This is a genomic window from Amycolatopsis sp. NPDC049691 (genome assembly GCF_040675005.1).
In the GTDB taxonomy this organism is placed as follows: Bacteria; Actinomycetota; Actinomycetes; order Mycobacteriales; family Pseudonocardiaceae; genus Amycolatopsis.
In genome coordinates this window covers 245,145-260,057 of the sequence record NZ_JBFANX010000003.1, presented here as the reverse complement: position 1 = coordinate 260,057, position 14,913 = coordinate 245,145, and the positions used below count along the sequence as shown (strand labels likewise).

Annotated in this window: 5 protein-coding genes; all 5 read left to right on the top strand. The window is 65.3% G+C overall.

The window, feature by feature from the left end; all coding sequences use genetic code 11:
* Nucleotides 1-1,103 precede the first annotated feature (1,103 nt).
* Genes drmD through drmC form a run of 5 tightly spaced genes read left to right on the top strand, consistent with a single transcriptional unit; the run spans nt 1,104 to nt 14,737 of the window.
* Nucleotides 1,104-4,229 (top strand): DISARM system SNF2-like helicase DrmD, encoded by a 3,126-nt coding sequence (gene drmD / locus AB0J40_RS08235; protein ID WP_364449280.1) that lies wholly within the window; start codon nt 1,104-1,106, stop codon nt 4,227-4,229.
* A complete protein-coding gene (locus AB0J40_RS08230; RefSeq protein ID WP_364449278.1) occupies nt 4,226-8,260 on the top strand; it encodes a DNA methyltransferase in 4,035 nt (1,344 codons plus the stop codon). Before drmD ends, AB0J40_RS08230 begins: the two co-directional genes overlap by 4 nt.
* Nucleotides 8,260-12,081: a DISARM system helicase DrmA gene (gene drmA, locus AB0J40_RS08225; RefSeq protein WP_364449276.1), complete on the top strand. Its 3,822-nt coding sequence runs from the start codon at nt 8,260-8,262 to the stop codon at nt 12,079-12,081. Before AB0J40_RS08230 ends, drmA begins: the two co-directional genes overlap by 1 nt.
* A complete protein-coding gene (locus AB0J40_RS08220; protein WP_364449274.1) occupies nt 12,081-13,979 on the top strand; it encodes a DUF1998 domain-containing protein in 1,899 nt (632 codons plus the stop codon). The genes drmA and AB0J40_RS08220 overlap by 1 nt, the downstream gene beginning before the upstream one ends.
* Nucleotides 13,976-14,737, top strand: a complete 762-nt coding sequence (gene drmC, locus AB0J40_RS08215; protein WP_364449271.1) for a DISARM system phospholipase D-like protein DrmC — start codon at nt 13,976-13,978, stop codon at nt 14,735-14,737. The genes AB0J40_RS08220 and drmC overlap by 4 nt, the downstream gene beginning before the upstream one ends.
* The last annotated feature ends 176 nt before the right edge of the window (nt 14,738-14,913 follow it).

Below are 14,913 nucleotides of genomic sequence, written 5' to 3'. Positions count from 1 at the left end.
GTCGTCTTAGTCGTAGGTCGTAGTTCTCGGCTCTTTGTTACAGGACTCAGTTCGGCATCATCGCGGAGGTGCCCGTCGAGGGGGTGAGCGGTGGACCGATAGCCCCCAGGTCTGGCCACTCGGTGTCATGCCTAATTTGCTAAACGTAGTCAGTTTTGCCAGCGGGGTTGCGTCTAGGCGCAGCGGGTTGACCTGGTCCGAACCCGTTCCGGCCGAGTGGATCGCGCACGCCCGAAGTGCTGTCCGACCTCGACGTGGCCCGCTCCGGAGCCGCGGCAGCCGTTGACCGAGGGCCGGCTGGACATGGCGCTGGAGGCGCTGGCCGACTGGGCGCAACCAGTCATCGGAAGGGCATCCGGCCGATGTGGTTGCTGACTCTGTGTTCGATGTCTGCCTCGGCCGCCGACCACTCGGGCGGGCGGCGGGACTGATCCATGCTTCTAGGGAGCTGGCGGGCATGCGGTCGCGGCTTATCAAAGCGCTCCCTCCCGGCGGCCGAGATCGTCGACGTCCGGCAACAGGCTGGCTCCTGCTGTCCGCGCCTCGCACCCGGGGTGAGTTGAAGTAGAGCGGCGTGCTGCCTCTGCAGGCAAGGTGAGGACTCTATCCTTCGGGAACATCTGCCGGACCCATCAAAGAGCAGAGCTGCCAGTCCTACCCGGAGGGTGATCACATCAGCGACCTCCGCGCGCCTTGAGTTCCAGCGACAAGCAACCCGACGGTCCTGGCAGCAGCCGCTGTCGCGTGGTGCGCGGATCTGTTACGCGTCACGCTCTAATTATTCGCAGGTTCACTCAATCGTCGCATCCGAATCGGATATGTCGTCCTTAGTGACTGAGGCGCGAACATCAATGTTTGCGCGTTGCACTTGGTTTGGGATTTGCCAACACTAGAGATTGAGATGTTCAGGGATCCAAACTGCATTGGCCACGAGCCGTCCCGGAACTTCCGATGGTCGTACCACGCAAGCTGGTCTGTAACGGATCTCGAAGCCAACGCGACTGATCGCTGTCTGCTTCGGGCAAGCTGACCGTTCGCTCGATCGCGTTGTGTCTCGACCGCAGAACTCTAACGGCAGCAGGGTGATCACTGAGGGGGCCGTGATGTCGAGCAGTATCTCGACCGATGCAGAACTGACCACCGGCGCGCTTGTTTCCGTTCGTGGACAGAAATGGGTAGTCAGCGACGTCGATCCTGCCGATTCGAGCACGCTCGTAACGCTGCAGAGCGTCGATGAGGGCCGTTTCGGAGAGACACTTGAGGTCATTTGGGAGGTCGAGCCCGGTCGGCAAGTACTCCCGAGCGGCTCGCTTCCCGCAGTCACCACCAAGGGTTTCGATCCGCCGGAGCAGCTCGCCGCGTTCCTGGACGCTGTCCGTTGGTCTGCGGTGACCTCGGCTGACGTCGGGACCTTGCAGGCACCGTTCCGTTCCGGCGTCGCCATCGAGGACTACCAACTCGAGCCGGTTGCCCGTGCCATCCGCGCACCCCGGGTCAACCTCCTGCTCGCGGACGACGTTGGGCTAGGCAAGACAATCGAGGCCGGCCTTGTCGCGCAGGAACTTTTGCTGCGGCACCGCACGCAGCGGATCATGATTGTGTGCCCCGCCGGGCTTACGATGAAGTGGCGAGACGAGATGGCCGAGAAGTTCGGCCTCGACTTCACCATCATCGATTCCGAACGTTGTGCGCAGGTCCGCCGCGACTATGGCAGTGCGGCCAACCCGTTCAGCGTCTACCCGCTGAGCATCATCAGCCTGCCTTGGTTGCGCGGCGCGAAAGCCCAGCGGCTGCTCGACGAGGTGCTGCCCGTCGACGGGCCCACGTACCCGCGCACGTTCGACCTCCTGATCCTGGACGAAGCCCACCACGTCGCGCCGGCGGCACCGAAGCAGGTGTACGCGGTGGACTCGCAGCAGACCAAGCTGATCCGCCGGCTCGCGCCGCACTTCACGCACCGGCTGTTCCTGTCCGCTACCCCGCACAACGGCTACCAGGCCTCCTTCACCGCGCTGCTGGAGATCCTGGACGACCAGCGCTTCGCCCGCGGCGTCGAACCAGACCGTTCGGCGGTCAAAGCGACCGTGGTGCGACGTCTGAAGCGGGACATCACCAACGCTGATGGCACTCCCCGTTTCCTCGCGCGCAAGACCGAACCGCTTCTGGTCGAATACCCGGAGAGCGAGCGCGAGATCCACCAGTTGCTGACCCAGTTCGCCGAGCTGCGCCGCAAGAAGTTGACCACCCGGAGGGGCTGCAAAGCCACGGACCTCATCACCCTGCTACTGAAGAAGCGGCTGTTCTCCAGCCCGGCGGCGTTCGCCCATACCGTCGCGGTCTACCAGGAGACGATGCTGTCGAAGACCCGGGCGCTCAGCGTTGCAGGCGATGACATCCCGGCGTGGATGGAGGACTTCTTCGACGACATTGCCACCTACGACGATGAGCTCTTGGCCGAGGCTGAAGACGACGTGCTCGGCCGCTCACGGCCCATGCAGCCCGACGCGGACGAGGACGAACGGTCGCTGCTGGAGCGGATGCACCGGTGGGCACGCACGCACGACGCGGAGCCCGACGCTAAGGCACGCGTGCTGATCACCTACCTCAAAGGCGTGTGCAAACCCGACGGCAAGCGGTGGGCCGACGACCGGGTCGTGGTGTTCACCGAGTACCGCGACACCCAACATTGGCTAGTCGAGCTGCTTCGCCAGGAGGGCCTGGGCGGGGACGGCGTGTCTCAGTTGCACGGCGGGATGAGCACCGAGGAGCGCGAGCAGTTGCGGCTGGCGTTCCAGAAGGCCCCGTCCGAGCACCCTGTGCGGATCCTGGTGGCCACAGACGCCGCGAGCGAAGGGATCGACCTGCAGCGCCATTGCCACCGCCTGGTCAACTACGACATCCCGTTCAACCCCAACAAGCTCGAGCAGCGCATCGGCCGCATCGACCGCTATGGACAGAGCCATACGCCCGACATCCGGCACTTCGTCGGCACCGGCTGGGAGAGCAAGGTCGACTCCTACGAAGCCGACCTGGAGTTCCTCTCCCGCGTAGCCACCAAAGTCGCCCGGATGGAGGCCGACCTCGGGTCGGTCAACGCCGTGCTCGCCGACGCGGTGCAGCGCCGCATGCTCGGCCAGCTCAAGGACTTCGACGTCGACAAGGCCGGCGCGAAGAAGGATCAGCTACCCGCCGAACAGAACGTCCGCGAGCAGGTCCGCAAGCTGCGCGCCAACGTCGACGAGACGGTCGCGGAGCTGGGCATCACACCGTCACGCGTAAAGCGGGTCGTGGACACCGCGCTGACCCTGGCCAGGCAACAGCCGCTGCGCGCTGACGACGCCAACGGTGCGTTCGTGGTGCCGACCCTGACCGGCTCGTGGGTCCGCGCGAGCGAGGGACTGATCGAGAAGTTCCAGCCGGAGAAGCACAAACGCGACGAGGTCCCGAAGCAGCTGCCGGTCACCTTCGACGCTGCGGTCGCGCGCGGCCGCGACGACATCGTGCTCGCGCACCTGAACCACCCGCTGGTCGCGATGTCCACCCGGCTGCTGCGCGCGGCGGTGTCCAACAACGACATCGACCTGCACCGCATCACCGCCGTGGTCAGCGATGACCCACGATTAGAAGACGTGCTGGTCGGCGCGTACTCCCGTTTCCTGATCGTGGGTGCCGATGGCGTGCGACTGCACGAGGAGGTCCTGCACGCCGGCGGCTGGGCCCCGGAGCGAGGACGCTTCCGTCGAGTAGAGAACCTCGGGCTGCTCGCCGACATCCTGGACCGCGCCCTCGCGGACGGCACGCCCGGCGCCGAACCGGTCCGGCGCCGCATCGCCGGGCGCTGGACGAGGATCTCCGGCGGCCTGCTCCGCGCGATCGACTGGCGGACCACCACTCGTCTCGACTCGCTGCGCCGGGCGCTGAGCCAGCGTGAGGACGCCGAGCGCAAGCGCATCACCACGACCATCGATCAATTCGCAGCCACCCTGCGCTCCGCGCTCGCCGAGGACCAGGAGGACGCGCTGTTCAGCCGCCTCGACCTGGAGAAGACCCGGGACGAGCGTGAGCAGTACCGGCGCGACCGCAGGCGCTGGGAAACGCGGCTGACCGAGCTGGCCGCCGAGCGTCAACGCGAGCTCGACGCGATCGCCGCCCGCTACAGCCATCAGGAGCCGCACCGGTTCCCGGTCGCCGTGGTGTTCGTCGTGCCCAAGAGGGAGGCGATCCGATGAGACCCCGTCGTTCGCACGCGCCGGACAGCGCACAACAGCACCGGGACTGGCTCAGCCTCATCGAGGTCAGCGGACCATTCCTCTCCCTGCCGGTACTGCGCTCGATCTGGCCTACCCTCGACGCGCTGGACAAACCGACGAAGGAGAAGCTGCGGCTGGCGCACGCCACGTGGCAGGAGAACACCGAGTCCGGGCAGCGCGGCTGGATCGACTACATCCTCGGCGAGCTGCTCGAATGGGGCGACGCGCTGCGCTGGGCCGAGGACGACGACTTCGACGCCCTGTCCATGGACCTGGCTGAGCACGACACCCAAGTCACCCCGGCGTTCGCGCTGGTCGACCCGGGCGAGGACGCCAAACCCCGCACCACGCAAGTGCTCGGGCTGATCTGCGCACCAGGCACCCAGCCGACAGCCCGGCTTAAGGGCGAGGCATGGGCAGCCACCCCTGTGGACCGGCTCGCGCAATTGTGCCGGCACCACGAGGTGCAGCTCGGCTTGGCCACCGACGGCCGCTGGTGGGTGCTGGTGTCAGCGCCGCGCGGCAAGGTCACCACCACCGCCGTGTTTGACACCGTCGCTTGGAACGAGGCCGCCGAGCTGGATGTCGTGCGCGCGTTCGTGTCGCTGCTACGGCGCTCTCGGTTCTACGGCGTGCCGGACAACGAGAAGCTCGTCGAACTGCTGGACAAGAGCGAGGACTCCCAGGAGGAGGTCACCGAAGCGCTCGGTGTGCAGGTCCGCCAAGCCGTCGAACTGCTGGTCGCCGCGATCGGCCGCGCCGACACTGCCCAGCGCGACCGCGGCGAGAAGGGCATCGAGGTCGACGCCTGCGAGGTCTACCGCGGCGCGGTCACCGTGATGATGCGCATCGTTTTCCTACTCTTCGCGGAGGAGCGCAAACTGCTGCCCTCCGACAGCCCCCTGTACGCTAGCACCTACTCGGCCAGCCGGTTGTGCGCGCAGCTCGAACAGCAGGCGCGCGAGGGCAGCGAGGACGACCTGGAGTACAGCGACGTCGCCTGGCACCGGCTACTTGCCTTGTTCGACGCGGTCTACTACGGCATCAGCCACCCCAGACTACGGATGCATGCCCACAACGGCTCGCTGTTCGGCCCGTTCAAATACACCTGGCTGCCGACCAACATCGACGACCGCACCGTGCTGCACATGCTCCGCGCCGTGCAATACGTGGAGGTCGGCACCGGCCGCTCGAAGGAACGTCGCAAGCTGTCTTTCCGTGAGCTGGATGTCGAGCAGATCGGCTACGTCTACGAGGGCCTGCTCTCCTTCGACGGCTTCCGCGCCGACGACGTCACTCTCGGGCTGATCGGCAAAGCCGGGCTGGAGGAGGAAGTCCGGCTCCGTGACCTGACGAAACTGGCCGCTCAATGCCTAGATGTGCCTGCCCTCGCCGCCGCGCTTGCCGAGGAGTACAAGAAATCCTGGATCGGTTCCCCACGTGCTCTGGAGAAGAAGCTTGCGCCCCTGATCGGAGTAGAGAAGGAGGACGCCCGCCGCAAGCTGCTCGCTGTCACCCGTGGCGACGCGGCGCTGACCGATCAGCTGTTGGTTTTCTTCGATATCATCCGCCAGGACCTGCGCGAGCAACCCGTCGTAATTATGCCGGGCGAGCTGTTCGTCACCGAGTCACCGCTGCGCAAGAACACTGGCACCCACTACACCCCGCGCTTCCTGGCCGAGCAGATCGTCGATGGCACCCTCGAACCGCTGGTCTACGAGCCTGGGCCGCTGCAAACAGCGGACAAAAACGAGTGGAAACTCAAGTCGTCCAGCGAGATCCTCGCGCTCAACGTCGCCGACATCGCGATGGGTTCTGCTGCGTTCCTCGTCGCCGCCGCTCGCTATCTTGGCGAAAAACTTATCGAAGCCTGGACTCGCGAAGGCGACGACCGAGTACGGGACAACCGCGCCCCGGATACTGAGCGTGACGCCGACCAGGATCCGGTAGTGATCGAAGCCCGCAGGCAGATCATCGAACACTGCCTCTACGGCGTCGACATCAACCCCATGGCCGTCGAAATGGCCAAACTCTCCCTCTGGCTCGTCTCGATGGACCCACACCGGCCCTTCACTTTCCTCGACGACCGGCTCGTAGCGGGCGACTCCCTGCTCGGCATCACGTCGCTGGACCAGCTCGAGTGGATGCACATGGACCCGGAGAAGGGGCGCCGAATCCACCAGCGCGGGTTAGTCGACTTCACAGCCGAGAACCGGGAACTAGTCGCCGAAGTCGCTGCCACACGTCGCACGGTCGCCAACATCGACGGGACGACCCTCGCCGGCCTCGCACGCAAACGACAGGTGCTTGCGGATCTCGAACAGAAGTCGAGCCGCGCCCGCCTGCTCGCCGACCTCTGCGTGGGCGCTGCGCTCGTCCACGCCAAGCGCGGCGATAACGGACTGCGAATTGGCTCCGTCACCGCCGCCGACTACGCGCGCCGAATTGACACGGCGGAGATGGAGACACGTGAACAGGCAGAAGACTGGCTCAAGACTGAGCGCCCAGGCGGCGGATTTGATCGGGTACCGGTGCATTGGCCATTAATCTTTCCCGAGGTCTTCGAGCTGGGAGGTTTCGATGGGATAGTCGGTAATCCTCCGTACCTTGGTGGACCAAAGATATCCCCAACGCACGGCGAGGCCTACCGCAAATATCTGACTGAAGTAGTGGCACGGGGCGGCAACGGTCGAGCCGACCAAGTCGCCTATTTTACAATAGTTGCCCATACTTTGCTCCGCAAGTCAGGGCAAAGCGGCCTGCTGGCCACTGACACTTTAGCCCAGGGTGACACAATGGAAACCGGACTTGAATTGTTGGTCCGCGAGGGCGCGATCATTCGTCGGGCAATCAAGAGCAAGAAATGGCCTACAAAGAGCGCTGGAATACAGTACTGTGCTGTGTGGTCCAGTAGATCAGATCTTCCGAATTCTCTCGATCGAATATTGGACGGAGAGATCGTTTCGCGCATATCTCCAGCGCTGGAGCCAGCGAGCACAGTCTCCTCCATCCGTCACAAGCTCGACTCTAGCAAGGGAATTGCATTTGTCGGTCACGACATTAAAGGTGCGGGGTTTATCCTGTCAAGATCTGACGTGGCCAGGCTTATTGAGAGCGATCCGAGGAGCAGTGATGCGATCAGCCCTTATATCAAGGGTGACGAACTGAATCAGTCGACACAAATAGCTGCCACCTCTCATATAATAAACTTTCGAGATTGGTCGATTGAACAAAGCCAAGCGTATCCGGCATGTTTTCAAGTGGTGCAAACGCGCGTAAAACCTGAACGCGACATTAAGAATAGAAAATCCCATAGGGTCAATTGGTGGCGATACGCTGACTACAGGAAAGGGCTAGAGGCTGCCACCCAATATCTGGACACTGTCATCGCCATGACTCTACATAATAAACATATGATTCCTACCTTTGCTCCAGGTCACACGATTTATTCCCATGGCTGCGTCGTGTTCGCAACCTCCGACGCGGCCATATTATCCATTATCAGTAGTTCCGCGCATTATTTGTGGGCAACTACAGGTGGGGCATCGACATTATCCACGACTTCACGTTACGCTCCGTCAGATAAGTTTGAAACGTTCCCGCTTCCCGACTTCACGGTCGATCTGCGAGAGTCCGGCGAGCGTCTAGCTGCTTTCCGTCGTGAAGTGAGCCAAGCTAAGAATTCTGGACTGACAAAGATATACAATCAGGTCTTCGACCCAGCTTGTATAGACGCCGACATCGAAAACCTCCGTCGCATCCACCAGATGATAGACGAGGCAACGATCCGCGCATACGGGTGGGAGGACCGGATCGCGGCGGTTGGAGGGTTGGATCAGGGCTTCCACAAGCTCGGCCGGCAGACGCGATACACCATTGGCCCGGCCGCTCAACGGGTGGTTCTCGATAGCTTGCTGGACCTGAACCACGAGCGGTACGCCGAGGAGGTCGCGCAGGGTCTGCACGATAAGAAGGGTAAACTCAAGCGCCCTGACGGAACATTGTTCTGATGACCAGTGACAGCCTCTTCCCGAAACCGGACAGCGGGGCAACATCAGCCGTGTCGCCGTTGGACGTCGAGCAGTCCTTTTCCGACGCCAGTTCGTTCAAGGTGCGCGATGAGTTCCAGGATCTGGTGGAGCGGGATTTGCTCGGGCCATGGGATGGCGACGCCGAGAAGTTCAGACCGCGCGCGATGGGGCCGCGCGAGCGGTACCTAGTCGGGATGCTGGGGCCGAAGCGCGCACCGAGGTCCACTATGGACGAGGCCGACGCCACAACCGATGCCGAGTCTGGGGTACAGGGCGACGCACGGGGCGAGGAAGGCGGCGAGCTGCCCGACATTCTCACACCGCAGAACCTCGGGCGGATCTGGGCGTCATCGATGGGGCTGTCCTTTTGTGTAGGCGCGGACACTGACGTAGTGGTTGTCACCGCGAGCTGGGGGCGCTACTTCAAGCACGAGTCCGAGGATGCCGAGGGGCGCAAGCGCAGTGTGTGGGCGCGCGAGCCGATGGAGTTCCAATCAGAGCTCCGGCTCGACGGCGAGCGAGACTTCCGCGTGCCGCTGACCGTGGCCGATCCGAGTGATCCAGGTGTGTCGCTGGCGGTCGCGGTTCGCCCGGCGGGAAGCACCCGCACGGTTGAGGTGACGCTTATCAACGTGCAGGAAGAACCAGAGTCGAATCGGGACGCGGCGTGGATCTTCCAGACCAAACTGACTGTCACTGCGCTGGACGGCACCGCGCCGATCTTCGTGCCGATCGACGATCCGATGGCCGACGCGAACCCCGTCGTGGAGGACCAGGAGGAGCTGCACCTGCGGCTGCTGTATCGCGACCAGTTGAAGTTCGCGACTGGGCAGAACGTCGCAGTGTACGCGCACACGGAGCTGGCGATCCGGCGCGCGCATAAGCTGGAGACCCGGTGGTTACCGACCCATGAAGTGCCGGCCACCATCGCGCAGGTCGGCGCGGGCACGGCACTGGCTGGCGCGGAGTTGTCGATGGACACACTCGCGACGGCCGAGCCGCAGGCGTTGCGCACAGGGCTCTCACCACTGGCGGATGGCTACGCCACTTGGCTCGACAAGCGTGAGCGAGAGATCGTCGCATTGCCAGAAGCGCTGCGCGGTCCGGCCGAGGGTGCTGTGTTCAGGGCACGGATCGCGCACCAACGCATCAGCGCGGGCATCAGGCTGCTCACCGACCCGGAGTCACCACGCCACAAGGAGGCGTTGCGCGCGTTCGGGTTCGCCAACGAGACGATGGCGATGCAGCGGCGGCACACTGAGATCGCGCTGCGCCGTGCGGACCCGATGGTCTCCTACGCCGATGCCGAAGCGGACGTGAAGGGCCTGGGAGCCAAGGTGGCGTCGTGGCGGCCGTTCCAGCTCGCCTTCGTGCTGCTGAACCTGCCGGCCATCACCGACCCCGACCACATCGAGCGGGCGGCGAGCCCGGACGCGACTGTGGACTTACTGTTCTTCCCGACCGGTGGCGGCAAGACCGAGGCCTACCTGGGGTTGACCGCTTACACCTTCGCGATCCGTCGGCTGCAGGGCGTCGTCGGGACCGGGGAGGACGGTCGCAACGGGGCGGCGGGGGTGGCGGTGCTGATGCGCTATACGCTACGGCTGCTGACTGCGCAGCAGTTCCAGCGCGCGGCCGCGTTGATCTGCGCCGCCGAGGTGCTGCGGCGGGCGGACGAGTCCACGTGGGGCGGCGAGCCGTTCCGCATCGGGCTGTGGGTCGGCGGGACGGTGTCGCCGAACTGGTTCGACCAGGCCAGGGACCAGATCGCCGAGGCCCGCGAGGCCGGTCAGAGCAAGCGGGCGAACGTGCTGCAGACGCTGTCCTGCCCGTGGTGCGGCAGCAAGCTCGAGGCACACCGGGACCTGCATGTCGACACCGTCGCGCGGCGGCTCTTCCTGTACTGCCCGAACGCCGAGGGCGCGACCGCCTGCCCGTTCGCCCGCACCAAGTCTCCCGAAGGTCTACCGATCCTCACCGTGGACGAGGAGATCTACCGCTACGCTCCGAGCTTGGTCATCGCCACGGTGGACAAGCTCGCCCAGTTGCCGTGGCGGGGGTTCGCGGGGATGTTGTTCGGCCGCGTCTCCCAGTACTGCCCCCGGCACGGGTACCGGCACGAGGATCTGGACTCGCGCACTGGTTGTGGCGTCCGGCACAACGCGAAGGGAACGCTGCCGACGGTAGCCAGCCACCCGGTGGTGCGGCTGCGGCCACCGGATCTGATCATCCAGGACGAGCTGCACCTGATCTCCGGCGCGCTGGGCACCATAGTCGGGCTGTTCGAAGCCGCCGTGGACGAGCTGTGCACCTGGACCACCCCGTCCGGTGGCGAAGCTGGACCGAAGATCGTCGCCTCGACCGCCACCACCAAACGCGCCCGCGAGCAGGTGCGCGGAGTGTTCGGACGAGACTTGGAGATCTTCCCGCCGCAGGTCATCGACGTCGCGGACACGTTCTTCTCGAGGCAGGTTCCGGTGTCGGCGGCCAACCCCGGCCGGCGCTACCTTGGTATCTGCGCGCACGGTGTGCGTCTGAAGTCCGCCGAGATCCGGCTCGCTGAGATCTTGTTGATCGCGGGTCAGACCATGTTCGACGCGCACGGCGAAGCGGCCGATCCGTACATGACGCTGGTCGGTTACTTCAACGCCACCCGCGAGCTGGCCGGCATGCGGCGCTATCTCGACGACGACGTCGCCACCAGGGTCCGCCGCCACGGCCGCAGCAAGGGACTGTCCGACCGGATCATCGGTGCCACCGCGATGCTCACCATCCAGGAGTTGACCTCGCGGATCTCCTCGGGCGACATCAGCGACGTGCTCAAACGCCTGGAGATCGGCTTCGACGCCGACCTGGACACCAGCACCCGCCGCCGGGCGATCAATCAGAACTTCGGCGAGGTGCTCACAGTGAATAAGGGCAAGTCGGCGCAGAGCAAGGACCGCGCCGAGTTCCACCCGGTCGCCGAACGGCGGAGCGCTCGGCTGAAGGACGACCGTGTCCCGGTCGATGTGGTGCTGGCGACCTCGATGCTTCAGGTCGGAGTCGACGTGTCCCGGTTCGGGTTGATGGTCGTGACCGGTCAGCCGAAGAACACCGCCGAGTACATCCAGGCGTCCTCGCGTGTCGGCCGTGACCCGCGCCGTCCCGGTCTCGTGGTGACGCTCTACAACTGGACCCGGCCGCGTGATCTGGCGCACTACGAGGACTTCGAGCACTACCACGCCACCTTCTACCGCCAGGTCGAAGCGCTGTCCGTCACTCCGTACACCCGCCGGGCACTGGATCGCGGCACCACCGGCACCTTCGTCGCCGCGGTGCGCAACATTGTCGAGGGCAACTCGCGCAACGCCGACGCGTACGACGTCCAGCTGGACGATCCGCTGGTGCGCCGCCTCATCACGCGCCTCCTCGCCCGCGCCGAGGTAGTGGCCGGCGAGCGTGGACGGGGCTACCTTGAGGAGCGCATCAAGAGCCTCGTCGACATCTGGAACCAGGCCAAGAAAGGCTCCACCCGACTCGGGTACGAGGCCGGCTCGTTCAAGAAGCAACGGCTGATCGGACTGCTTACCAAGCCGGGCGAGGGCAAGTGGACCGACACCACGGTCGGCATGTCCATGCGCGAGACCGAGAACGAGATCAACCTGCTCCTGCCGGGTAGCGGCGAGTTCTTCCAGCCCACCTACAACGCGCCCGGCTGGTCCTTCACCCCGCCGGACGGCGCAACCGACGAGGAGGACTCACCCGAGGGCGACGAGATGGGCGAGTCGGACCTGACCAACACGAGGCAGGGATCCTGATGTGCGCCCAGTACCGCCGCCGAGTAGGCGCCGTCCGCCCCAGTCACCTGATGTTCACCAGCGGCATCGGCTCGCTCGTCGACCTGCCGAACTTCTCGGTCCTGGTGCAAGGCTTGGACGACTGGCGCTATGACAACATCCCGGAGTGGGAGCCGATCAAGGAAGAGCGGCTACTGGCGGCGGTGAAGACGTTGCACGGCAAGCGCCATGTCGAGCAGCTGCGCCCCGCGCCGTGGTTGGAAGGGCTGGATGGCGACCCGCGCGGCCCGGCGTCCCGCGTCGGTGTGCCGACCACTCCGTTCCCCGCGTGGCTCCGCTGCACGGTGTGCAACGAACTCGGCCCCATCGACTCGCAGGTGTTCGGCTTCGAGAACGAGAAGCCGACACGCCCGCACGAGGCCCGTTTCTTCCACGACTCATGCGGGCGCAAGCGCTCCGGGCGCAAGCCGCTGGCTGTCGCCGCCCGCTTCGTTCTGTCTTGCACGGCGGGCCACCTCGATGAGTTCCCATACAGTCACTATGTGCATCGCGGGGGCCCGTGCGTCAAAGCCAGCCACCCACGGCTGCAGATGGAGGACCGCGGCGGCAACATCGGAGCGAACGTCGAGATCCGCTGCATCGCATGCGGTGAGCGTCGCAACATGCGCGAGGCGATGGGCAAGCGCAACGAGCAGAATCTGCCTCGCTGTCGAGGCCGAAACGCCCACCTCGGCACCTTCGATCCAGAAGGGTGCGACCGCGACCCCAAGGTGTTGGTGGTCGGCGCCTCCAATCAATGGTTTTCGCAAACGCTGTCCGTGCTCGTTGTCCCCTGCGGCGGCGTCAACGAGCTGCAGGCCAAGGTCGAGAAGCACTGGGAGCAGATCTCCGGGCTCCCGAAGGCGATGTATGCATACGGCCGAGAGAACGTCACCGCATTCAAAGAGCTCGCGAAATGGACCGACGACGAGATCGACGCCGTAGTCACCACCGTCCGTGCGATCAAAGAAGGCCCCCAACAGGAACTCACGTCCGGCTACCCGGACCTGCGCACCCCGGAGTGGGAGATCTTCTCGGCGCAGCAGGTCCCCGAACCGAACGACGACTTCGCGCTGCGCCGCGACCCCGATGGTGTCCCGGAATCGCTGAAGGGCATCTTCGCCGACGTCATCCAGGTCGAGCGGCTGCGCGAGGTGCGCGCCTTGGTCGGCTTCACCCGGCTCGACTCCCCGGACCCCGATGACCCTGAACTTGTCACGCCCGCGCCACTGTCTCGCGACGACCCGAAATGGGTGCCCGCCAGCGAGGTCCGCGGCGAGGGCATCTTCCTGCGCGTCCCCGAACCGCTCCTGGCCGAGTGGGAGCAGCGCGTCGACGGGTCGACCGCGCTGTCTTGCCACAAGGCCGCCTACGCCGAGTTCCGCAAGAACCGCTACTCCGACCGTATCCCTGCGCAGTTCGACCCTATGATGCACTGGCCCGGCGCCCGCTACATCGCACTGCACACCCTGTCCCACCTGCTCATCCGAACCATCGCGCTGGACTGCGGTTACAACGCGGCGAGCCTGTCCGAGCGCATCTACGCCGGAAGCGAGGACGACCCCCGCAGCGGCATTCTGATCTACACCGCCGTACCGGACGCCGAAGGCAGCCTCGGTGGGCTGGTGTCCCAGGCTGGGCCCGAACGGCTTGTGCGGCTGACCCGACGCGCCCTGCGCGACGCGAAGCGGTGTTCGTCCGACCCGCTGTGCAAGGAAAGGCTGCCGCAGCCGCCCGCCGACTTCCTGCACGGCGCCGCCTGCCACGTCTGCCTGTTCGTCTCAGAAACCACCTGCGAGCGCGGCAACCACTTCCTCGACCGCCGCTTCGTAGTGTCCATTGACGACCCCAAACTCGCCCTGTTCCCCGACCTGCCATGAACCCGTTCGAGCGGGCCGCCGCCGCAGCAGCTCCTCATCTGGGAGCTGTCGCACTGCGTGGCTTGGCTGACCGCATCGGATCAGGCTGGCCGGACGCGGCGATCCTCAGCTGGATCGGCCACGCCCTGAGTGAGGCCGCAGCACCCGTCCTGGCCACGCGCGACGAGTCCGCCGGCGACGCGGAGGCCGCCGCCTACCTGCGCGGACTCGCGGCGGCCCACGAACAACTGACCGCCGCAGTGAGTGTGGAAACCGTGTGGAGCGGACCCAGCAGCCACTCCGTGCCCGTCCGAGCCACGGCACAAGCGCTGATCGAAGTCATCGCGCAGGCGCGGCATGAACTCTTGCTCATGACCTACTCGGCTAAGCCTCACCCCGACATCCGCACGGCCCTCGCCGCCGCCGGAGCACTCGGCGTCGAGATCACCGCCGTTGTCGAGACCCTGCAAGGTGCGGGCAGCGCGCTGGCCGGGGCGGAACCGGCTGCGGCGTTCGCCGCGATTCCCGGCGTCCAGCTCTGGCACTGGCCGGCCTCTCAGCGCACTGAACCTGGCTCCAAGATGCACGCCAAGCTCGCTGTCGCCGACCGCCGCGTTCTGCTGGTCTCCAGCGCCAATCTCACCCAGTCCGGCGTGGCCAAGAACATCGAAGCTGGGCTCCTTGTTCGCGGAGGACACACCCCACGCCGAGTCGCCGAGCACATCGCCGACCTGAAAGCTGTGAACGTGTTGACACGACTGCCGGTGACCAGCCAATGAGCATGAATGGAGCGGCGCGTGAGCCGTTCGGTACACGTTGTCGGGGCGGAACAGCTTGGCGAGCCACTCGTTGGCCACGGTGCGCCAACCCGTTCAGTCGCGCCTCGTTCAGGTCAGCTGCTCCTCATTGGGGCACTTCGCCGTGCGGTTGCGAAGGCGTTCCGTCCGTTGCCAGC